The sequence below is a fragment of the Chryseobacterium sp. LAM-KRS1 genome, from assembly GCF_013184525.1.
In the GTDB taxonomy this organism is placed as follows: domain Bacteria; phylum Bacteroidota; class Bacteroidia; order Flavobacteriales; family Weeksellaceae; genus Chryseobacterium; species Chryseobacterium proteolyticum.
Genome location: NZ_JAAOIZ010000003.1, coordinates 232,982 through 254,496, shown reverse-complemented (window position 1 = coordinate 254,496; position 21,515 = coordinate 232,982). Strand labels below are relative to the sequence as shown.

General features: G+C 34.4%; 27 protein-coding genes. 11 read left to right on the top strand and 16 right to left on the bottom strand.

Features of this window, described 5'->3' with window-relative positions:
* The first annotated feature begins 1 nt into the window (after window position 1).
* Window positions 2-670 carry a TerD family protein gene (locus G9C87_RS08665; protein ID WP_172280159.1) on the top strand — a complete coding sequence of 223 codons (669 nt, stop codon included), beginning with the start codon at window positions 2-4 and terminating at the stop codon, window positions 668-670.
* A gap of 26 nt (window positions 671-696) precedes the next feature.
* Here G9C87_RS08665 and G9C87_RS08660 read toward each other — a convergent pair whose 3' ends face one another.
* Together G9C87_RS08660 and G9C87_RS08655 are read right to left on the bottom strand one after the other, a co-directional pair.
* Window positions 697-1,134, bottom strand: a complete 438-nt coding sequence (locus G9C87_RS08660) for a GNAT family N-acetyltransferase (RefSeq protein WP_172280157.1) — start codon at window positions 1,132-1,134, stop codon at window positions 697-699.
* Window positions 1,135-1,204: 70 nt separating this feature from the next.
* Complete coding sequence (locus G9C87_RS08655) at window positions 1,205-2,131, bottom strand: helix-turn-helix domain-containing protein (protein ID WP_172280155.1); 927 nt, start codon at window positions 2,129-2,131, stop codon at window positions 1,205-1,207.
* A 270-nt stretch (window positions 2,132-2,401) separates the two neighbouring features.
* Here G9C87_RS08655 and G9C87_RS08650 point away from each other — a divergent pair, with 270 nt between their 5' ends.
* The 4 genes from G9C87_RS08650 to G9C87_RS08635 all read left to right on the top strand — a co-directional run bounded on the left by G9C87_RS08650 (window position 2,402) and on the right by G9C87_RS08635 (window position 5,028).
* A complete protein-coding gene (locus G9C87_RS08650) occupies window positions 2,402-2,869 on the top strand; it encodes a nuclear transport factor 2 family protein (protein ID WP_172280153.1) in 468 nt (155 codons plus the stop codon).
* 13 nt (window positions 2,870-2,882) lie between these two features.
* Window positions 2,883-3,527, top strand: a complete 645-nt coding sequence (locus tag G9C87_RS08645) for an ester cyclase (RefSeq protein ID WP_172280151.1) — start codon at window positions 2,883-2,885, stop codon at window positions 3,525-3,527.
* Between the two features lie 166 nt (window positions 3,528-3,693).
* A complete protein-coding gene (locus G9C87_RS08640) occupies window positions 3,694-4,215 on the top strand; it encodes a RidA family protein (protein ID WP_172280149.1) in 522 nt (173 codons plus the stop codon).
* Between the two features lie 144 nt (window positions 4,216-4,359).
* Complete coding sequence (locus G9C87_RS08635) at window positions 4,360-5,028, top strand: hypothetical protein (protein WP_172280147.1); 669 nt, start codon at window positions 4,360-4,362, stop codon at window positions 5,026-5,028.
* Window positions 5,029-5,067: 39 nt separating this feature from the next.
* Here G9C87_RS08635 and G9C87_RS08630 read toward each other — a convergent pair whose 3' ends face one another.
* From G9C87_RS08630 to G9C87_RS08615, 4 genes are all read right to left on the bottom strand, one after another.
* Window positions 5,068-5,331, bottom strand: coding sequence for a hypothetical protein (locus G9C87_RS08630; protein ID WP_228456988.1), 264 nt, complete (start codon window positions 5,329-5,331; stop codon window positions 5,068-5,070).
* A 240-nt stretch (window positions 5,332-5,571) separates the two neighbouring features.
* Window positions 5,572-6,222: an NAD(P)H-dependent oxidoreductase gene (locus tag G9C87_RS08625; protein ID WP_172280145.1), complete on the bottom strand. Its 651-nt coding sequence runs from the start codon at window positions 6,220-6,222 to the stop codon at window positions 5,572-5,574.
* A gap of 75 nt (window positions 6,223-6,297) precedes the next feature.
* Window positions 6,298-7,122, bottom strand: a complete 825-nt coding sequence (locus G9C87_RS08620; protein ID WP_172280143.1) for a helix-turn-helix domain-containing protein — start codon at window positions 7,120-7,122, stop codon at window positions 6,298-6,300.
* 87 nt (window positions 7,123-7,209) lie between these two features.
* Window positions 7,210-7,842: a TetR/AcrR family transcriptional regulator gene (locus G9C87_RS08615; protein ID WP_172280141.1), complete on the bottom strand. Its 633-nt coding sequence runs from the start codon at window positions 7,840-7,842 to the stop codon at window positions 7,210-7,212.
* A 91-nt stretch (window positions 7,843-7,933) separates the two neighbouring features.
* On the opposite strand from G9C87_RS08615, the gene G9C87_RS20880 reads away from it, so the two are divergent.
* Window positions 7,934-8,065 carry a hypothetical protein gene (locus G9C87_RS20880; protein WP_262888818.1) on the top strand — a complete coding sequence of 44 codons (132 nt, stop codon included), beginning with the start codon at window positions 7,934-7,936 and terminating at the stop codon, window positions 8,063-8,065.
* A complete protein-coding gene (locus G9C87_RS08610; protein ID WP_172280139.1) occupies window positions 8,058-8,417 on the top strand; it encodes a hypothetical protein in 360 nt (119 codons plus the stop codon). Before G9C87_RS20880 ends, G9C87_RS08610 begins: the two co-directional genes overlap by 8 nt.
* Before the next feature lie 21 nt (window positions 8,418-8,438).
* On the opposite strand, the gene G9C87_RS08605 is transcribed toward G9C87_RS08610, so the two are convergent.
* The 5 genes from G9C87_RS08605 to G9C87_RS08585 form a co-directional block, all read right to left on the bottom strand.
* On the bottom strand, window positions 8,439-10,817 hold the full coding sequence (locus tag G9C87_RS08605; RefSeq protein WP_172280137.1) for an outer membrane beta-barrel family protein: 2,379 nt from the start codon (window positions 10,815-10,817) through the stop codon (window positions 8,439-8,441).
* Window positions 10,818-10,925: 108 nt separating this feature from the next.
* Window positions 10,926-11,594, bottom strand: coding sequence for a hypothetical protein (locus tag G9C87_RS08600; RefSeq protein ID WP_172280135.1), 669 nt, complete (start codon window positions 11,592-11,594; stop codon window positions 10,926-10,928).
* Window positions 11,595-11,787: 193 nt separating this feature from the next.
* Window positions 11,788-12,894, bottom strand: a complete 1,107-nt coding sequence (locus G9C87_RS08595; RefSeq protein WP_172280132.1) for a TlpA family protein disulfide reductase — start codon at window positions 12,892-12,894, stop codon at window positions 11,788-11,790.
* Window positions 12,895-13,020: 126 nt separating this feature from the next.
* Window positions 13,021-13,821 (bottom strand): 4-hydroxy-tetrahydrodipicolinate reductase, encoded by an 801-nt coding sequence (gene dapB / locus G9C87_RS08590; RefSeq protein WP_172280129.1) that lies wholly within the window; start codon window positions 13,819-13,821, stop codon window positions 13,021-13,023.
* A 30-nt stretch (window positions 13,822-13,851) separates the two neighbouring features.
* The gene (locus G9C87_RS08585; protein WP_172280126.1) at window positions 13,852-15,003 is read right to left on the bottom strand and encodes an Atu1372/SO_1960 family protein; all 1,152 of its coding nucleotides are present in this window, start codon (window positions 15,001-15,003) and stop codon (window positions 13,852-13,854) included.
* Between the two features lie 70 nt (window positions 15,004-15,073).
* On the opposite strand from G9C87_RS08585, the gene G9C87_RS08580 reads away from it, so the two are divergent.
* Window positions 15,074-15,886: a helix-turn-helix domain-containing protein gene (locus tag G9C87_RS08580; protein WP_172280123.1), complete on the top strand. Its 813-nt coding sequence runs from the start codon at window positions 15,074-15,076 to the stop codon at window positions 15,884-15,886.
* Here the strand turns inward: G9C87_RS08580 and G9C87_RS08575 are convergent.
* The 4 genes from G9C87_RS08575 to G9C87_RS08560 all read right to left on the bottom strand — a co-directional run bounded on the left by G9C87_RS08575 (window position 15,883) and on the right by G9C87_RS08560 (window position 19,242).
* On the bottom strand, window positions 15,883-16,035 hold the full coding sequence (locus G9C87_RS08575; RefSeq protein ID WP_172280120.1) for a hypothetical protein: 153 nt from the start codon (window positions 16,033-16,035) through the stop codon (window positions 15,883-15,885). The two genes, G9C87_RS08580 and G9C87_RS08575, sit on opposite strands and share 4 nt — an antisense overlap.
* A 93-nt stretch (window positions 16,036-16,128) precedes the next feature.
* Window positions 16,129-16,329 (bottom strand): YqaE/Pmp3 family membrane protein, encoded by a 201-nt coding sequence (locus tag G9C87_RS08570; RefSeq protein ID WP_194304243.1) that lies wholly within the window; start codon window positions 16,327-16,329, stop codon window positions 16,129-16,131.
* 92 nt (window positions 16,330-16,421) lie between these two features.
* Window positions 16,422-17,153 (bottom strand): class I SAM-dependent methyltransferase, encoded by a 732-nt coding sequence (locus G9C87_RS08565; RefSeq protein ID WP_172280118.1) that lies wholly within the window; start codon window positions 17,151-17,153, stop codon window positions 16,422-16,424.
* 70 nt (window positions 17,154-17,223) lie between these two features.
* Window positions 17,224-19,242, bottom strand: a complete 2,019-nt coding sequence (locus tag G9C87_RS08560) for a M3 family metallopeptidase (RefSeq protein ID WP_172280116.1) — start codon at window positions 19,240-19,242, stop codon at window positions 17,224-17,226.
* 164 nt (window positions 19,243-19,406) lie between these two features.
* Between G9C87_RS08560 and G9C87_RS08555 the strand changes: the two genes are divergently transcribed.
* A complete protein-coding gene (locus tag G9C87_RS08555; RefSeq protein ID WP_172280113.1) occupies window positions 19,407-19,937 on the top strand; it encodes an SRPBCC family protein in 531 nt (176 codons plus the stop codon).
* A 38-nt stretch (window positions 19,938-19,975) separates the two neighbouring features.
* On the opposite strand, the gene G9C87_RS08550 is transcribed toward G9C87_RS08555, so the two are convergent.
* Window positions 19,976-20,332 (bottom strand): DUF805 domain-containing protein, encoded by a 357-nt coding sequence (locus G9C87_RS08550; RefSeq protein WP_172280111.1) that lies wholly within the window; start codon window positions 20,330-20,332, stop codon window positions 19,976-19,978.
* A 69-nt stretch (window positions 20,333-20,401) separates the two neighbouring features.
* Between G9C87_RS08550 and G9C87_RS08545 the strand changes: the two genes are divergently transcribed.
* Together G9C87_RS08545 and G9C87_RS08540 are read left to right on the top strand one after the other, a co-directional pair.
* A complete protein-coding gene (locus G9C87_RS08545) occupies window positions 20,402-20,851 on the top strand; it encodes a hypothetical protein (protein ID WP_172280109.1) in 450 nt (149 codons plus the stop codon).
* A gap of 138 nt (window positions 20,852-20,989) precedes the next feature.
* On the top strand, window positions 20,990-21,502 hold the full coding sequence (locus G9C87_RS08540) for a nitroreductase (RefSeq protein ID WP_172280107.1): 513 nt from the start codon (window positions 20,990-20,992) through the stop codon (window positions 21,500-21,502).
* The last annotated feature ends 13 nt before the right edge of the window (window positions 21,503-21,515 follow it).

Here is a 21,515-nt window from a genome sequence, read left to right as displayed (position 1 = left end):
AATGGCAATTAATTTACAAAAAGGCCAAACCATAGATCTGAGGAAAAACAATCTTGGTGAAAGCGTTTATGATCTTTCTCAGGTCACTATCGGATTGGGTTGGGACGTTCGCAAGCAGGGAGGTTTCTTTGGGAGGTTATTCAGCAATGAACCCGAATATGACCTCGATGCTGTTGCTTTTCTTCTGGATAAAAATGGGAAAGTTGCTGATATGGGAAGAACTCTTCATGGGCATAATGGAAAACAGGTTGTGCTTTATGAAAGTGATGTTATTTACTTTAATTCGATGCGTCATCCTTCAGGTCACATCTGGTTGACGGGTGATAATAGAACAGGGGAAGGCGATGGAGATGATGAACAGATTATAGTGAAGCTGGATCAATTAAACGAACGTTATCAAAAGATAATTTTTGTAGTGTCTATATATCAGGGAAGGACCAACAGACAGCATTTCGGAATGATTGATAATGCTTTTATCAGAGCGGTTGATGCAAGAGGAAAAGAAATTACAAAATATAGTCTTTCCGGAGATAGCAGTATGAATGGCATGTGCTCGATGGTTTTTGCTGAAGCATATCGCCATCATGGAGACTGGAAATTCAGGGCAATAGGAGATCCTTACAGTACGGATAATTTTATAGATGTTCTGGTGCCTTATACGTATAAATAAAAAGTATGCTGAAGAGCATACTTTTTTTAATTAAAAAATTTCATATTATAAGAATGATCATCTTCATCGATGATTTTAAAACCTAAGCTGGAATAAAGTTTCTGTGCCCGATTAGTTTTTAAAACACTAAGGGAAACTGATTTCTGATCCGAAACCGATTCACGGATAATTTTTTCCAAAATAGATTTTCCAATACCCAGACCTTGTTGGTCAGGATGAATCTGAAGTTGTAAAATATCTATATTATCTGCAGTTCTGTTTATTTTTAACAATCCCATTGGGTTATCATTTAAAATGATGATATGAGCATTTTCAAATTGGTAAAGGATCCTTTGAAGAGCATATTCTTTTGTGGTTGGAAGATTCGAAGTGGCATAATGCTCAGTCATCGTTTTCGTTCTCAGATCGAGCAGGAATTCAATATCGCTTTCCTCAGCTTTCCTGTATTTCAATGTAAAGTTCATGGTATATTCAACCTTTTCAATACCACGAATATATTGAATTTAAGATTTAAAAAAAGTTCGAAAAAATTCTTCAAATCATTTTTGACCCTTCTCTATATTCCTTTGGGGACATTTTAGTATTTTTCTTAAAAAAGTGTGAAAAATGAGTAGGTTCTGAATAGCCGAACAGATTTGAAATTTCTTTAATAGATAAGTTTGATTCCCTTAAAAGAATTTTAGCTTCATCAATAGATTTTTCAGTAATCCATTCTGAAACTGTCTTACCGGTTTTATTTTTTATAATGGTATTGAAGTGTTTTGGATGTATATTCTGACTTGACGCAAAATCTGACAACTTTAAAACTTTCTCTGTTTTACCATTAATAAGTTCAATAAAATTATCGGATAATTGTCTTTTAAAAGAAATAAGCATTTCTAAAGTACATTTTTCTTCATGAATATTAGAATTTTCAATCCAGAACTCATCTGTGAATTTATGTAGGAGAAATCCAACTAGATGTCCAATCGCATGATAGTTTCTATTTGCTCTCTTAAATTCATTATAAATTTTTATATATGTATCCTCCATCATTGAAAAGAAATCAGGAGTAGATTCTTTGGAAATACCACTTTCAATGATTAGAAAAGTAAACATTCTATAAAAATCCTTGTCGATGTACTTTTTAAAAAAATATTCTCCTACAATTATCATATATATGTCATCTAAACTATCCATACTGAGCTCAATTTGCTGACATGTATTTATAAAATGTACTGACAGTGGTTGTACTTCCTGTAGATAATTTCCTCTGTAAATCTTTCCGTTGCCTTCTTTTATAAAAATAAATATAAAGTCATCGGACCTGAAAGGATAAGATGTATAGGGAGCAGAAAGTCCTGCATCTCTTAAGTTGATAATTGTGAAATCTTCTATATGCTCTTGGTTGTTTACTTTAGATATTTTTAATGAATCAAAAATATTACTCTTAATTGTTTTACTCTTATTTCTCATTGCCATACAAATAAATAAGCTTAATAAATACTCTAAACTACACAAAGCATATGTATTATGCTTTTCAAGTTTAATTAGAAAACAGTTTTAATCGTGCGAAAGGTAAATGATCTGTTTCGTTGACCAAATATAAGATAATGTATTTGACTATGCACTCGGTGTGTAATTATTAAACGCCATATCCAAAATTCGTCATTATTACTTCTAAATTAATCACATAAATGCTTATATGTCAAAATAAATTTGTAGCTAAATAATAACAACATTTTTTACATTATGAAATATACATTAGTATTTATGATCAGTCTTTCGTCCTTAATTATTTCTGGACAGAAAAAACAAAATCGAGAAATGATTTATTCCAAAAGTACGGTTATAAAAAAACAGCCTAGTATAGAAAAAATACTATCAGCTATAGATAGTAAAGATCCCAATAAGTTTGCTGAATTTTTATCTGAGGACTCTGTTTTTAAATTTGGAAATTTTCCGGAGGAGGTAGGGAAATCTGCTATATTTAAAGCTCAGACAGATTTTTATAACTCTATAAAAGACTTAAAACATAAGATTTTAAGAATATGGAAAGATTCTACTTCCACAGTTGTTCAAATGGAAGTTTCCTACACTAGACACGATGGCAGTAATATTACACTTCCTGTAACGGATGTTTTTGTTTTTGACGGTAATAAAATAACACATACACTTATCTATATGGATATAAACCCCTTATACAATAAAGGTAATTAATACTTACAAGAAAATGAGAAATAGAATTTTCGTTCTGCTATTACTGACTGTGGGCCTCGCTTTTTGTATTTCCTGCAAGGATAATACACCCAAAAAAAGATTGAACAGGATAGCTCCATATGAGCAGACAGGTGATAAAATTATTCCTGATGATTTTTCATCTACAGCTCCTGAAACAGCAAAAAAAAATATAGGTAAAAATTTAAATGAATTTAGGAAGGAAAGAGAAATGGTAGAAAATAACCTTGATAATTTTGATGATTTGGATTTCAATGTGTATAGCCATCAAAAATGGGATGAAATGAGCAGAAGTCATGATCAAGGAATTATTGTACATTATCCGGATGGAACAAAAACTGTTGGCTTAAAAGCCCATATTGAACGATCTAAAAAGATATTTTCATTTGCTCCCGATACTGAAAATCCTATACATCATGTAAGAATTGGACAAGGATATTATACTGCGGTAACAGGTATTTGGAAAGGAACGTTTACAAGACCAATGTTATTAGCTAATGGTAGGATTATACAGCCTACAAAAAAGAAGTTTAATATTGAGATGGCTACGATTGGCCGGTGGAATGATAGAGGAAGGATGGTTGAAGAATGGTTGTTTTATGATGATTATACCTTTATGTCTCAGATCGGTGCACTGTGATTTATAAATGGCCTCATTCGTATTATTTTTTACCCAGAGGTATTAAACTATAAGAATCTGAATTAAATAAAAGAAAGAAAATTGATTAACATGTTTTTGTGATATACTTTAATGAGAAATTACAAAATGTACTAATGATATAATGACCATTAAATATAAAATAACAATGAAGTTTACCAATAATTCATTACTAATAAAAATATTTTTCGCTGTTTTTAGTATATCACTGAGCCTTTTATCAATGGGCTGTTCTACGATGGCCAGAAAACATGATGTGAACATTAATTTAACTTACGGCCCCTCTGCTCCTGGATATGCAGAATATGTTAAATATGATTTATCACATAATTATATGAAAATTGACTTATCCGGTACTACAAGTTATCTTGATGGGGCCGGAAAGATCATAGGAAAGGATGATATATCTGTACAAGCTAAGACTGTATTTGAAAATATTAAAAGTACATTGGCCAAAGAAGGGGGAACCCTTAATGATGTAATTAAAATCAAAGTTTATATGACCGATATTAATGAACTCAATAAATTTGAAGAAATACGGGATAAATATGTAAATACTCAAAATCCCCCAACTTCCACAGCAGTTCAGGTTGTGAAATTATGGCACCCCGATGTTAAACTTGAAGTTCAGGCCGAGGCTGTAGTAAAAAAAAGTAGGCTAGCTAAATAATAAATAATACAAGCAAAGAGATCATTTAAATAGCTTTTTGCTTGTATTTTATTAAATAAATACTGTTTAGCTATACTTGTACACAACAATCACAATAGTAAAATTATTATTACAAAGAAAGTTTTACAAAATAATAAAACATCAATGAGTTTCAAGGTCAGAATATTACTAATAATATTAATCACACTATTTTCTAAAACATTTATTTTAGGGCAGTATGCGGAAAAACAGACAATAGGAAATCCTCCAATAAATATGGAAACTTTGGTTGGTTACAATGGACTATTTTATCAATTACTGGTTGTAAAAAAAATTTCTTCCTTATCCAGATTCGGATTTTTTAGTGTTTCAAACTTAATAACAAATTGGGAACCTAGAACAGATAGCATCATGTCCCAGGGAAAGTTTACATATTCGGTTTTAAAAGGACTTGATATTACGGGAGGATTTATGTATACATCTGTAAATGGTCTCAGAACATCAACAGGACTTATCTATACGTTGAGTGATTCTAATTACACTGTAATAATGGCTCCCAGCGTTGATGTATCAAAAAATGCAAACGCAGAAGTGATGCTTATGACAGAATATATACCAAGTATAACCGATAAATTGCGATTATATACCAGGTTTCAGGGTATGCATTCAGTTACCATCAACTCTGGACTCCATGACAGAAGCTATGTCATGCTAAGGTTAGGGCTTAGGTATAAAGAATTTTCATTTGGTACTGGAGTAAATTTAGATTGGTATGGGCCAATGAAAAAATACGATTATAATGTAGGAGCTTTTATTAATATCAATTTATTTTAAAGATCTAATGTGGATGATTTATTAAGAGTTTTTTGATCTTTATTCTGTTTTTAATTTACAATTGGGATCCCCGATTCTTGCTGTAAAACTTCCGACAACAATAATAATCCGGTGTCCCAGATCCTGAAATTGTCTGAGTTTTTTTAGAACAACAGCGTGTCCCAGATGAAGGTCCGGAGCAGTAGGATCGAATCCCAGTTTGATGTTTAGTTTCCTGTTTTCGTCTTTAGCCTGTTGTAATTTGTTTTCCAGACCGTTTTGTGGTAAAATAATTTCCACATTTTCTTGTAATAGATGAATCATTTCTTTTAAAATTTTGCATTAAAAAAGCCCGAACAATAATGTTCGGGCTCTATATAATAAATTAATATTTTGTTATTGAATTATACACATAGACAGTCTTCCCGAACAGTACATCGGGTAGTAATACTCATTAAAGAAAGGAAGACGTAATATGCTGTTTAAATATTTCATATGAACAGCAAAGATAGAAACTTTTTTCTATTGTAAGAATTCAATCAGGAAACTGGCTGATTATTTTCTTTAAGAAGATTGACGGGTTTGCAATGGATGAGTGTTCAATATTTCAGATTCATTAGCATTCGTTAAGCGATCATTGATTTCTGAATATGTATTTCTAATGTGCTCTTTCCATATTTCCACTTGTTCAGGAGATACCCTGTCTGCTTTATCGAAGAAAAAATGTTGGTTGATCTCAAAACCGCAGTATGTAAATATACCTTTATCGGAGGTTAATGAAAGTGCTTTATCCATTCCGATTTGTTCATATTCTGCATGTGATTTACCATGAGTATTGATAATTATGGCTTGTTTTCCTGCCAATAAACTCTTTTGAATGCCCTGGTCATAACGGTAAGCATAACCATAGCTGAAAACCCTGTCGATATATCCTTTCATAATAGCCGGCATTCCGGTCCACCAGATAGGATAGATGAAGGTAATATGCTCTGCCCATGTGATGAACTCCTGCTCATATTTGATATCATCGGCAAGAATTCCCATTCTCTGTTCCTGTATATCTTTTAAAGAAAACACAGGATCAAAGTTAATTGCATAAAGATCTCTTACAATAACTTCATGATTTTGGGAAGTCAGGCTTTCAACAACAGTTTCTAACAGATGGTGGTTTAAACTCTTTTCGTTATAATGTGCGTAAATAATTAGATGTCTCATTTTTTCTACTTTTTTATTGTTGCAGGACAAAGGTAGAATAGCTGAGTACACAAAAATTGTAAGAAAACGAAGTGCCTAATCCGATTTTGGGTTGCAGATGTCCTGTTGAAACTTCAGGAACTGTGAAGGTGAAAGATGTATGAAGTGCTTGAAATCATGGATCAGCTGGCTTTGATCGTAATAATTACACTCATCAACAATGGTAAACCATTCAACTTTGTTTTGATTGGCAATTTCTTTCTCAATAAGCTGGATGGCTTTTGAAAACCTGCTATACCGGCTGATCTCTTTGGATGAATATCCAAATTGCTCTTTTTGTTTTAGCTGAATACTTCGTTCACTTTGATTGGTCTTTTCAGCAATTGTTTTAATGGGGTTTAAATTTTTATTTGTAAAATCACTCAAGAGCTGACCTGTGAGATCCCGCTCCTGCAAATAGGGTTTACAAAACTCAAGAATATAATCTACCTGTTCCTGAGTAGAATTAATTTTTGAAATCTGATGCCATAGATTGGTAAAACAGTTTTCTTCAAGAAGCTCGTCAGGATTTATCGCGGCCTGATATGAGATGCACGCTTTTCCAAAAAAACGATAAAAAGCATCATCTTTGAAATTAGCTACAAGAATTGAAGTTCCGGAAGGCAACGTATAGTCGAAAGAATGCCTGATAGGCCCAAAAACGACACACGTATCTACCGTTATCATCGTTTTTTCCTTAGTTACCATTGATGCACTTTCCCCAAAGCAAAATAGCAATATCGTCTGATACGTAGGCAGCAATGTCTTGGTTACCGGAAATTCGGAATTGTTTTCAGCAAAATAGAAATGTGAAAATATATTCTCGAATTCCGGCGGAACTGAGATTTTGTAACCATTATATTGTGCTGAAGATCCGGACATTTATAAGCCATTTATTATGATGTAAAATAAAGGATTTTCATTACTACATCGTTTTAACTGAATGGTAAAATTAAAACAAATTGAGATTTATTTTTTAAGTTTTTGAATAAAATTCAATCGATATAATTTCTGCTGTTCAGGATTTAACAAAGGGTAAAACAAATTCATCTGGATAAGGCTGTAATGCGTAATTGCTTCTTCTTTTGGTAGATTGAGTGTTAGGCTATTATGGGTAACCCAATTATCGGCAATAATAAATATTTGGGTGCTAAGGTTATTTATAATAAAATCAGGGATATCTTCCCGGAAGATCCTGTTCTTCTGAAAATCAAGAAATATAGATTCAAATTCAGTTTTCCTGTGCAAATTAATTTGTTCATACTGAGTTTTTATTTCTGGAATTTTTCTTAGAATATCAACGAAATTGAGGAAGATAAAACGATAAGAATAGAAAATTTCGTAAGTACGGTAAGTAAAGTCAAATAAGTTTTGTAAGGTCTTATGATCAGTTTGCTGAAGTGTATTCATCATTTCATCCATTGCCAGTAGGAGTTCGGAAAAAACAACTTTAATAATATCTTCAGAATGTTTGAAGTGGTAATGCAGATTTCCCGGACTTATATTGAGTTCAGCCGCAATATGTCTTGTCGTGATTGTATTGTATCCTTTTTCGTTGAAAAGCTGGATTGCTGTTGAAATAATCTTTTCCCTGGTTTTCATGCCTCAAATATAAGAGAGATTTTTTGAATATTTTAAAAATTAGAACATTTGTTCTAATTTTTGTATATTTGTACTCAGAAATCAAAATGCAATGGAAGGGAAACAAAAATTTAATTACGAAAAAGTGGCAGAGAGAGGAAAAGATGAAAAAGACTTGCAGGAAGTGATGGTCAAGGTTCTGCAGGTCATTTTAGGAGTCATTATGGCGGTATTACATGCTTAGAAAATACAGGATCTCGGTCTTATTCTTATGTGGCTTATTCATCTGGTCAGCCATTATCATTTTCCGAAAGAATGGAATTATTATTCCCTGGTTCAATGATTATTTTACAGATCTTATTACAGTTCCCATGTACGGTTATCTGATACAATATGGGATGAATAAAATATTGGGTTTCCGGTGGCAGCCCGATCTAAAGTTTATCATAAGCTCGGTTATTTATCTCTCTCTTTTATTTGAATGGTTTTGTCCATTGGTTTCTGATCACTTTGTTGGAGATTTTTTTGATGTACTGGCTTATTCCATCGGAGGAATTGGATACTATGTTTTTCAGCATAAAAAAGTACCAGGCTAAACTGTTGTTATCCTACTTATTTTAATTACCATTGCTTCCTCCAGCTCTGTTCGATTCTTCGAACTTCGTTTGCTTGGTTGCTCCCTTTATATCATTATTACCGAATTTATAGGTTACTGAAAATAACATGTTTCGTGAGGTTCCTTTGGAATAATACTCTACATTATAATTGGGATAATATTCTGTTCCCTTATTACGGTCGGTATTTAAAGCATCATTCAGGTATAAGTTGATCATTAATTTTTTCTCCATCAGGTTTAATTTTATTCCCGTATAAACCGATCCGTTTCCATTAAAATAAGTATTTCCAATTCTGTTGGGAATGTTTGCCCATATACCTAGCATTAAAGTCAATGTTTTTTCCTTATTAAGGAAGAAGTTATTATCCAGGTTAATACTGGCTCCATATCCTGCCGGTGCTGCCACCGCTTCAGGAAGATATGATTTGGATTTGGCATAAAACCCATTTAAGAATGCATTAGATTCCAGCCACGTAAGCCTATTATAATTGTAGCTGATGTTAATACCCGCCTGATTTTGGTTATAGAAATTTTTGACAATACTGTATTTCAGATTTCCTTCTACCACCTGTATTCTATCCCAATTATCCTTATTGTAGTTGTAGTAGAGTGTAATGTTTAAATTATTTTTAAGCACGTAACCCAACTCAAAATTGTCTGAAAAAGAGGGAAGAAGATATGGGTTTCCGGTATTATATTCATATTCTGAAGTATAATATTTGAAGGGATTAAGGTTTCCGAAATAGGGCCGCGAAATTCTTCTGGAATAATTTAATGTAAATGTATTGTTTTCGTTAGGTTTATAACTTAAATAAGCCGTAGGGAAAAATTTTCCGTAATTGATGTTGGCAGAAGAATTATCATTTAATGAAACGCCTTCCAGTGTAGTGTACTCATAACGAAGGCCCGCTTTTGCATCCCATTTATCATTGATTTTAAAACTGGTAGACAGGTATGCAGCAAAGTTCTCTTCATTATAGATAAATGTATTGGTCCTTTCTCTATTCAAAATATATTGTCCATTCTCAATGTTGAAGAAATTAAAATCAGATGCGTTTTTTATTTTGGTGTATTTCAAGCCTGATTCCGTTTTTATTTTGACAAAATTCTTTTCCAGATCAGCCTGGCCTGAATAGATCCGGTACCTGCTGACAGGATTGGTAAGAGTAGAAACTTTGGTATCGGTGACGGTATTGTAAAAGTTATCGGCGTGTGCGTTATTAATTAATACATTACCTGATATGCTAAGTTTACTTCCAATTGTGTCAAGCTTTATATCGTAAAAAGCATTGGTATTGTGAAGGTTTCTGTGATTTTTATTTTTACTGTCGGAGAATACATTGAGTTTCCCTCCTTCATTAAAAATAGATGTATAATTTTCAGCCTTTTCGAATGGGTTGCCGAAAGAATAATTATAATTGAATCCTACAAGGTGTTTATCACTGATTTTATATTCTCCTTTCAGATTGGCTCCTTTGTATTTGTTATTATACAGTTCTTTGGAATCGGTGTTCCAGTAATTTGAGTTAGTAGTCCCTGTTAAATAATTGTAAGATGAACTGTCCCAATAATTATCTCCTGCAGATAAATTGGCTGTAAGAGATAATTTATTCCCCTGGTAATTAAAACCGGCTCCACTTCTTGCACTGACGGTAGGTTTTCCATAAAAGTAACTTCCTGATGTCTGTAAAGAGCCATTCCATCCCATATCAGCCTTCTTTTTCAGAATAATATTTATCAGCCCGCTTTTCCCCTCTGCTTCGTATTTGGCAGGAGGTGTAGTGATAACTTCAATTTTAGCGACATCATCCGAGCGTAATGTTTTTAGATAATTGATCAATTCCTGACCGGATAAATTTAAGATCCGATCATTCAACATCACTGCAACATTGCTTTTTCCAGCAATAGAAATAGCATCATCTGTAGCCCGTACCATTGGAGTTTTTGCTAATGCTTCCACGACATCTATTCCTTGTGATGCAATAGAGTTTTCAACATTAAAAACCAATCGGTCGACTTTTCTTTCAAATAGCTTTTTCTTTATGGAAACAGAAACTCCTTCTATCTTTTGCTCAAAAGGTGTATTTTCTTTTATATGGATGTCTTTAGTAAGATTTCCGCTAACAGTTATTTTTTCGCTTTCTACTTTTATTCCGTCATGAATAACCTCTAATAAATAAATTCCATTTTTATTCAGAACTATTTTAAACATTCCGTTCTGATCTGTAATAGCAGAAAATTTTTCAGTATCGTTTGTTATAACCACTTCAGTTTCTACCGCAGGCTTGTGATGTCCGTCAATAATACTTCCTTCAATGCTTTGAGCATAGATGAAAAGAGAAAATAAGAAAAATATGAAGGTAAATATCTTTCGAACCATATCATTATTTACTGACAGGGGCAATTTAAGAAAATAATGTTACATCATTATTCATTTGATAGTGAATTTTATAAAAAAATATGGTATCCTTATAGATAAATCTATATATTAAGAGTCGTGAAGTTTGATAATTGGGTCTTTGTAAAATCGGGTTAGGTCATAGAGTTCACCGAAGTATGTTGAAAGTTGAACACCACTGTCAAAGAGTGATCCTGTTTCAGGATTGGTTTGAACAGCATTGAATTTGTCTTCAGCGAAGGAATATAAATCCTTATGATCCGGCTTTAAAAAGTCCATTAAAAGAATATGGCTGTTTTCTTTTTTATGGAACCGGCTGAGTAGTCCGGTAAAAAATATTCCATAGATAAGAAAAGGACTGAATTCTTCTGTATTGAACTTATAGGGTAAAGTGCTTTGAGAATATTTCTGATAATCGGAAATAATCTGGTTGAATGGAGTAACGTCAGGAGGAGAAATTTCGTAAAACTGATCAATCCCATTAATAAAAAGCTGATTAATTACTTCTTCCTTTGAATTTGATGGATCTGCACTTGTATCATGATATTCACCCTGAAACCAGTGAAAAATACTGCATAGTTCATCAGGTGTAAGATTTTCGACACTGTCTTTTACTTTAGCCTTAATAATTTCCAGGCTGGTTTTTTTGTCATCATCCAGATATCTGAGTGCTGAATTTTCCTCACGGCAAAGCTTATTGTACAAATTGATCTTGGCAATAGTAGGGTTAGTTTTTATGAAATAAATTTTTTCTGCCATAATTTTGTATCAAAAAATTAACAATAAAACCTTTAGATGTATTTAAAGATACAAATATGCGGTGATATAAGTTGAATATATTTTTTGGTTTTGTATGCAATGCTTTCTTCTGTCTTTTCAAAGTCGGATAAAGTTCAATTCTGATTTTACTGATGGCCAAAAAAATGACAGCTGTTTGGCTGTCATTTTTTTATTATTGAATGTGCTTTTCTATTTCCCCAGCAATCTGATCCAATTCACCGAACTTTCTGGCAATGATCTTTCCATTTTGATCTACCAGAATTTGTAGAGGATATCCGGTAGCATGAAGCTTATTGAGGAATGCCTGATTCACATCGAAATAATTTTTCCAGCTTACTTTATTTTCGTTCAGTATTGTATTGGCACGATCCATTCTGTCTTTCACAATATCGTCAGCAACACTTATGAATTGCACACCTTTATCCTTATATTTTTCATATAAGGTGACCAGCTTGGGCAAATCTTTAATACAAGGTTTGCAGGTTGTAGCCCAATAATCTATCAAGGTAAGTTTGTGGTCAGAAAAACTGGAGTTATTTATCTGATCGGTTGAATTAAGTTTCAGGTTCGGGAAATTTGCACCGACACTTGTAGCATTTTCTATTTTCAGGATTTTCTCAAATTCTTTATAACTGAATATCCCTTTTATCTTTTTAGAAAATAAGGGCATATTTTCCACATAGCTTGGGTTAAAACCGTATTTTGAGAAATCATTTACGATTTCCCAGAACGCCACATAGGAGTTTGGATTTTTAGTGATATAGGTTCTCAGCAGCTTTTGTTTACTTTCAATATCACCAGGATTATTGTCTTCATAAGGTTTTAATTTTTTGTCTGCTATCTCAAGTAACTTCTTCAGTTTTTTGTATTCGGCGTTGGTTGGCGTTTCAGAACCTGACGTAAAATTCAGATTTTTATCCACGATACTGATCTTGTAATCCCCTTTTTCAATGAAAAAAATATCAGAACCATACCCTCCCTTTTCTACAGCATTAAAATATCCAAAGATAACAGGCTGAGGATATTCTATTTGTCCGGTCACTGCCTTTGAGTCATCGATCCTGATAAATGCGGTATTAAAACCCTTCATAAATCTTACACCTTTTTCCGGTTGAATGGTAAAATTGTACAGTTTATGGGTTTCTCCCATTCCCATCGGAGGAGCAATGGTTATGGAATCTTTAGCAAATACCGGAGCACTGATATCCATTTTAAAATTGGTTTGGGAATAAATAGTACAGAATGATAAAAAAAGTAAGACCTGTGAAATTTTTTTCATAAATAAATTGAGATTTTAAAAAATTAAAGATATTGTTTTATGAGTAACTTCCGTTATTGTTTTCAGGAAATATCACAAAAAAAAGAGACTTATTTAGTCTCCTTTTTTTACCCTTTGTAATTTTATTTAAAAATCCATTACTGTATCCAGTCCTCTTCTGAGACCTTTGAATGTGCCTATTTTTTCAATAGCAAGTAACCCACCCTTTACATAAGGTTCTGCACTGGTTCCTGAGTCGTGTCTGATGATTAATTTTTCATCTTTTAACCCAAAAATAGTTTCTACAGCAATAACATGCCCCGGAAGCCTTACGGAATGAACATGAACCCCTTCCATTTCTGCTCCCCTCGTTGCCTTTTCACCAACCATCTGATCCGTAGGAATAGGGACAACGGGTTTTTGAACCTGGGCTAATCGGTGAGCGAGTTCCCTTACAGTTCCGCTTGGGGTATCGATTTTTAGCTCATGTGCATAATCTATAATTTCATAGTTGGGAATATATTTTGCAGCAATTTCAGCAAACTTTTGAAGAAGAACAACTGTGATCGCAAAGTTTCCTACCGCCAGTACGGAAGTATCATTTTCAATGGCAGCTTTTTTTATTTCTGCATAATCTTCTCCTGTAAGGCCTGAAGTTCCCACAATAACTTTTTTACCTCTTTTTACGGCCGCCAGGACATTGGTTTTGGCAACATCAGGTTTTGTGTAGTCAAATAACACATCGAAGTCAAGGGCATCTAAAGCCTTCTCAATGGTATCAAATACCGGAATTTTTTCATTCCCTAAATCAAGGATCTCAGCGAGGTTTTTTCCACTGCCGGAACGGGACAATCCACCGACCAGCTGCATTCCCTTTTGTTTAAAAATAGCTTTGCTCAGCTCAGAGCCGGCCCATCCGGTAGCCCCTGCAACGAATATTTTGATCATAATTTTTTTGTTTAAGTTAATTAATATTTTTTACTCCACTTCAAATACGGCCTGAATCTCTACAGAAGAGTTAACAGGAATCGATGATGCCCCAAAAGTAGCTCTTGCATGCTTTCCTTTTTCTCCAAATACTTCTACAGTAAGATCGGATGCTATATTCATAAGATCTGCGTGTTTGGTGTAGTCGTCTTTTGTGTTAAATATTCCCGTAAGCTGTACACAACGTTTTACGCGGTTTAAATCACCACCCAAGGCCTCATTTAATACAGAAAGAACATTAAGCATGGTCACTTTCGTAGCTTCTTTTATCTGTTCTTCAGTAAGTGAAAGGCCTAACTTTCCTGGATTGAGGATTTTCCCGTCTTTTAATGCAACCTGGTTAATGAAAACCAGATTTCCTGAACGTACATAGGGCTGATAATTTCCTGCAGGTTTAGGAACCTGTGGAAGAATGATCTGCTTTTGTTTTAAGACAGTGTTGATATTAGCTGTTTTTTCTTGGATATCATTTTCCGATGTCATCTTATGGGGAAAGGTATCTTTTAGTGCTGCTGCTATCTTAGCAAAGTTTTCTCCTTGCAATCTGGCAATATAACGTTCACTTTCGCTGGGACGTTCTACATTTTTAACTGAAGCAAGGCTGGTTACTCCAAGAACGGTGTTTCCCTGTGGGGTATTTTTGTCTGTGTTTTCTGCACCACGAATACCATTCGATACCAGTACCATTCCATGAACGGCCAGGCTATTCCAAAAAGACTGAATAGCCAGCTCCTTTCCTGCACCACTTCCGGCAGACATGAACACGGTCGCCGGCATTCCTTCTAATGCATGGGAGCTCCACAATCCAACAGTCTTTGATAAGAACTCACTCATTCCCGTACTGATATTTCCAAAATAAACGGGTGATCCAAATGCAATTCCGTCGTAGGAAGAGAGTTCTTCGACGCTGGCTACAGGGATATCTTTCAGTTTGGGATGGGTTGACGCTTTTACCTGTTTGATTACAGCCAGTACGTTTCCTTTGGTTTCAATTCCTTTTGATATTTCTTTTGCTAATTCATAAGTTCCTCCATTATCCGAATGAAACAGAACCAGAACTCTAGCTTTATGTTCTTGTGCCATCATAGATTGGGTTATTATCAGAAGTAAGAAAGCAGTGATGATCTTGCTTATATTTTTCATATTTTTTTAAGGTCTAACATTCAGATACAAAATTAACAATGTCGTTTTTATTAACTTTGCCAAAAAGAATATGCAAAACGCCAAACTTAAATGCGGATTGATTGAAACGAACCGGGGTTTCTACAATGATACCATCTCAAAGGATGCCTATGTGTGGTATGAGGAAAACTGGAAACATGATGAATATGAGCATATTCATGAAAGGGCCCAACTCACTTATGTGGAAGAAGGGTATCAGTATCTGCATATTCAGCAGAAAATATATCTTGTTCCTAAAAATCATGTGATCTGGATCCCTTCCGGAGTTAAGCACCGCACTACTTCTGATGCAAGATCAGTAAATCTGATGGTCATTTTATTTAAAAAGCTTTTACCATCTGATTTTTTTAAAGAAGTGCATGTTTTTGCGGCACCTCCTGTTTTGAAAGAGATGCTTTTATATGCTTCAAAATGGAATCAACTGGATACTGAAGATCAGGAGCAAACCGTTTTTTTAAAAGCGTTGTTAAATAGTTTGCCTAACTTTTGTAATGAAAGTCGTTTTCTGGAAATTCCTGTTCCTGAAGATCATCGCTTAATTCCTGTTTGTGATTATATTAACAGCCATTATCAGGAAAGTTTTAATGTGAGCGATATGGCAGACCTTGCAAAAATGTCTGTCCGAAGTTTACAGAGAATATTTAAAGAGCAGACGGGAATTACTCTTCAGAAGTACGGACAATTGATCAGGATTTTAAAGAGTGTGGAGCTTATCGATACCCGGCAATATACCTTAAGCGAAATAGCTTTTAAAGTAGGATATAAAAGTCTTTCTGCTTTTACCTCTTCTTATGCTTCCATTATGAAGGAAGCACCGAAAGCCAAAAAGGATATTATTTTCTAGTCTGCATTGACTTTTTCTCTGTTTGGTTTTCTGCTTAATATTCCTTTATTTTGAAGAGGTGTAAAAAGATCTCCAGCTAGTTCCAGGTCAATCTTTTCAGGGTAGACAGGAGTGGGCTGATCATCATAAATACAATAAAAACTCAGCATAGTAAAGTGTGTTTTTATTAATAATCAATAGCAATTCAGTTGCCTTCATTTCAGTAATTGATCTTCTTTCCAAACATCATAAGCTTAGAATAATTATCTCTGGCTTTCTTTTACTGCTTTGATGAGGTCACGGTTTCGCTTATCTGCTCTTTCATTATTCAGGGAGAGAGCTGCCCAAATTGCAGCAGGGACCCAGCCGATTACAGTGATCTGTAAAATCAGGCATAATATTCCGGTGAGGACTTTTCCACGAACGATAAAAGATAAAAAGGGTAATAAAATTGCTAGTAACATGATCGTAAGATTTTAAATAGTGATACTTTTCTTTTAATTAATGTTGATATTTTCAAGTGCAAGCCTGGTCATATCCCTCACAGTGTACTTGTTTATTTCTCTGCAGATATCAGTAACATCATCGGTCTTCGCAATTCATCTTTCATTTCTGAAAATTGTTTGAGCATTTCTTCGCTTGGCTGAGCTTCTACAACTTTCTTTAATTTGAATCCTGAGTTTAATAAACAGCTAATGTACGTCGTTAATGTTCTGTGGTATTTAACAACATTTTCACCAAGAAATGTAGTGTTTCTCCTTCCTTCGATAAAATAGTTATCCACCGGCCAATGTTGTTTTTCTCCATGGGTATCATAACTCCAGTCCTGGGTGCCTTCGGCAGTAAAAACAGGATGTTCTACAGAAAATACAAACTGACCTCCGGGTTTTAACCATTTGTAGATATTTTGAGCAATGGTATCAAATGATTCTACATAATGTAAGGTAAGAGAACTTAAAATTACATCAAAGGTTTGATTTGGATAAGTTACCTCTTCAAGAGCACTCCGAAAGTACTCAATACCTTTTAGTTTATTGATCTCTCTGGCTTTTTCAAGCATTTTTTCAGAGAGATCAATTCCAATGACAGATTTTGCCCCCTGCTCTATAGCATATCGGCAGTGCCAACCAAAACCACAACCGAGATCAAGTACATTCTTTTCTGTGAAATCGGGTAACATATCCTTTAAAACATACCATTCTCCGGCTCCCTCCAATCCAAGTTGAGAGCGAAGCATTTTTTCATATTGTCTGAAAAAAGAAGGATCAGCGTATTTGTTTTCTTTCATGATAAAAAATGTACTTGTGAATCTGTCGTATAGATTAGCGGTTTTAATGCTTCATAATTAGAAATGGTAATTATCCAAATGCTCTTTTTAATAAACTTTCTACTTTCGGTTCACTTCCTCTGAAGTTTTTATACAATTCCATGGGATCTTTTGTTCCACCCGAAGACAAAAGGATTTTATATTTGGCGGCAATTTCCGGATTAAAGATTCCATTTTCTTTGAAATATTGGAATGCGTCCGCATCCAGAACTTCCGCCCATTTATAAGAATAATATCCGGCAGAATATCCACCCTGGAAGATATGAGAGAAACTCGGACTCATTGCCGTTTCCGGATTGGTAGGATAGAGTTGGGTTGCTTTGGTGTATTTATCTTCAAAGCTCTTTATGCTTTCACTCTCTAATTCTCCTGCATTGGTGTGGTACATCATGTCCAGTATTCCAAAACCTAACTGTCTCATCGTCTGATATCCCTCCATAAAGTTTTTAGATTGTTCAATTTTCTGAATCTTATCATCAGGAAGAACTTCTCCAGTTTTATAATGCTTGGCAAAAGTTTTTAAAAATTCCGGCTCATAACAGAAATTTTCCAGGAATTGAGATGGCAGTTCCACAAAATCCCACTTTACCGAAGTGCCGGATAATCCCGGATACTGGGTATTGGCAAGCATACCATGTAAAGCATGGCCAAATTCATGGAATAACGTGGTTACTTCCTGAAATGTTAATAAGCTTGGAGTATCTTTGGTAGGTTTGCTGAAATTGCAGACGATTGAAATATGTGGGCGTGAGTTCTCACCATTCTTTTTATACTGACTTTTATAGCTGGTCATCCAGGCACCTGCTCTCTTACCTTTTCTGGGAAAGTAGTCGACATACAGCAATGATTTGTACTCGCCGTTTTCTTTTACTTCATAGGTTTTTACGTCGTCATGATATTTAGGAATATCGTTTCTTTCTTCAAAAGTTAATCCAAATAGCTTGTTGGCTAATCCGAACACCGCATCCTGAACCTGATTTAAAGGAAAATAAGGCTTAAGCTCTTCATCATTAAGGTCAAATTTTTCTTTGCGAAGTTTTTCAGCGTAGAAAGGATGATCATAACCTTGCATTTCTTCAATACCATCTTCTTTTGCCAATCCTTTTAATTCGTCAATTTCTTTTCCTGCATAAGGTTTTGCTTTCGTCAGTAATTCATTTAAAAAATCCAAAACTTTAGCTGGAGATTTGGCCATTCTTTCTTCTAACACAAAGTCAGCATAATTTTTATATCCGAGCAATTCTGCTTTTTTCTGTTTCAGATTAATAATTTCTTTGATAAGGTTTTGATTGTCAAACTCTCCGCCATCAAAAGATTTTTTACCATTGGCCAAAGCCAGTTCTTTTCTTAGTTCACGGTTTTCAGCATACGTAATGAATGGTACATAGCTTGGATATTGCAATGTAAGGACCCAGCCTTCTAGGTTTCTTTCTTTTGCTTCTTCAGCATATTGTTCTATGATGGCTTCAGGAATACCTGCCAAATCTTCTTTGTTGGTAATATGCTTAAAATAGGCGTTGGTTGATGCCAGTACATTTTGGCCGAATTTCAGGGATTTCAAAGATAAATCCATGTTGATCTTCTTTAACTTCTCTTTGTCCTCATCATTCAGTAGTGCACCGCTTCGTACAAAACCTTTATAGGTTTCCTCCAAAAGCATTTGCTGCTCTTCGTTAAGGTTATATTTCTCCTTCTCTTCATACACTTTTTTGATTTTGCTGAAGAGTGCTTCGTTTTGCGAAATTTTTGAAGAATATTCACTTAAAATAGGTGAAACTTCTTCTGCGATTTGTTGTAATTCATCGTTTGTTTCCGCAGAATTTACATTGAAAAAAATATTGGAAAGAATATCTAATTTTTCACCGGAGTAGGCGAGTGCTTCAATAACATTCTCAAATGTGGGAGCTTCATTATTATCAACAATAGCGTTGATTTCTTCCTCAGATCTCTGTATTAGTTCTTTAAAAGCGGGAAGATAATCTTCATTTCTAATTTGATCAAAAGGAGCAGTATGGTAAGGTGTTTTGAAGTTTTCTGTTAAAATATTCATTATTCTATTTTTTATTGATGTAAACTTAATTTTTGAATTCGTCAAAAATAATGCCTTAATTATCGGTTATGACAAAAAGTAGCGATCAACATAATCTTGTCATAAGAAAAGCAGCGTTATAACAGGAATGCGTAATTTTGGCTTAACATTAAAATCTAAAAACTATGAAAACAATTTTGAAAATCTTAGGGATACTCATTGTTTTAGCTATTTTGTATGCCGTATTTGCTATGGTGGCTTTCAGCAACAAGTATCATTTCGAAAGATCAGTAGTTATCAATGCTCCGAAGGAAAAAGTATGGGAACATGTTGGGTCTACAAAAGCTTTCAATACCTGGAATCCTTTCATTAAGCCGGATAAAAATATTGCAATCAGCTATTCCGGTACGAGTGGTGAAGTAGGAGATTCTTACAAATGGAAGGGGAATAACGATGTTGGAGAAGGAGTACAAACCGTTACTGCAGTAACTCCCAATGAAAAAATAACCAGTAAACTTCACTTTATCAGACCTTTCGAAGGTGAAGCAGTTGCAAACTTTATCCTGACTACGGAAGGAAACGGAACTAAAGTAACCTGGACTATGGATGATGAGCTCAGCACTATGATGAAACCTATGAAACCTATGATGGATAGCCAGATGGGAAAGACTTTTGATCAGGGGCTCGGGGAACTTAAGAAATTAACAGAGCGGTAAAATAAGAAAAAGCCTTGTCAGCAGACAGGGCTTTGTTGTTAATATTCTTTGGTACCAATTTCATTGATGGAGTTATAATTTCCAATTCCTTTAGGGTTAAGGCCATATTCATTTGGACCGGGATCGCTGTCTGCAAAAAGCATCCAGAATATATAAAACGGAATGAATACATATAATCCGGAATTTCCCCTGTCATGACATCTTTTAGTAGCTTGTGCCAACAGAAACCAAAATACCGGAATGAGAATAATAAACGAAAAAATAGTTGCTGTTGAAGATTTGACAAGGTCCTGAACAATGCTTAACGGAAATACAACACACGCATAAATAATGTATGACAAGCAGAATTCAGTGCGCCTTATTCTTCCCTGAAATGAAAATGGATTTTTAAACATGATTTTTAATTTTTCGGAGACAAATATATTTATTTAAAAAAATATTATCTTTATGTAAAGATTAGATTTATGGAGAAGATCGTATTTGAGAAAAGTGACATAAGAAATTATGTTAAAAACGTGATCGCCGAAAAGATTGAGAAGCTAAAGAATTTTATAGAATTCACTTTGGATGCGAGCCGAGACATTAAGAAGACTCCAAAATATGACAGCATGCGAGAAGAAATGCAGGAAGAGATTTATCAGATGCAAAAGCAGCTTGGGGCACTTAATGACCTGAAAAGGAATATGTCGAAAGTCCTAAATAATGCCACGGAAAAAGTTCAGTTGGGTTCTTTGGTGATAACCAATAAAGCAAGGTTTTACATTTCGGTTTCTTTAGGTGAATTCTTTTTTGAAGGAGATCGTTTCTATGCCATTTCACCGCAAAGCCCTATGGCTAAAAAGATGATGGGAATGAAACCGGGAGATGCTTTTACTTTGAATAATATTCATCAGAAAATTGTTGAAGTACTTTAGATTAGTACCATGTATTTCATGATTATCAATTAAACATCAATAATACAGCGATTACTGAATAAGAAAAATTAATATTCATAATTAATAATATGCTTATTCGCAATCGTCTCACATTAACTTTTTCGTAATTTTGTCTCTATGAACAAAGCAGAAATTCTAAAAGAGATCATAGAACAAAGAAGAAGTATCTTCCCTAAAGATTATACCGAAACAAAAATCTCTCAGGATATCCTTGATGAGATTTTACATTCCGCAACACTGGCTCCGAATCATAAACGTACAAAACCATGGCGTTTTAAAACCTTCCGGGGTGAAGAAAAAGCTCAGCTGGCTTTAGAAATGCAGAATATTTACAAAGCAACCCAGTCCGAACAAACTTTCCTGCAGAAGAAATATGATGATATAGGCTTTAAAATCAATAAAGCAGATGTTGTTGTTTCCATTGTGGTCAACTTCAGTGGAATGGTTCCGGAATGGGAGGAAATAGCAGCTGTTTCAATGGCTGTACAGAATATGTATCTTACTTGCACAGCCAATGAAATAGGGTGTTATTGGAGTTCTCCTGGAATTGTCAATCACCTGAAAGATTCTTTAACCATTGAAGAAAACCAAAGATGTTTAGGGCTTTTCTATATGGGAAAGCTTGATTAGTACAAAGCTTACC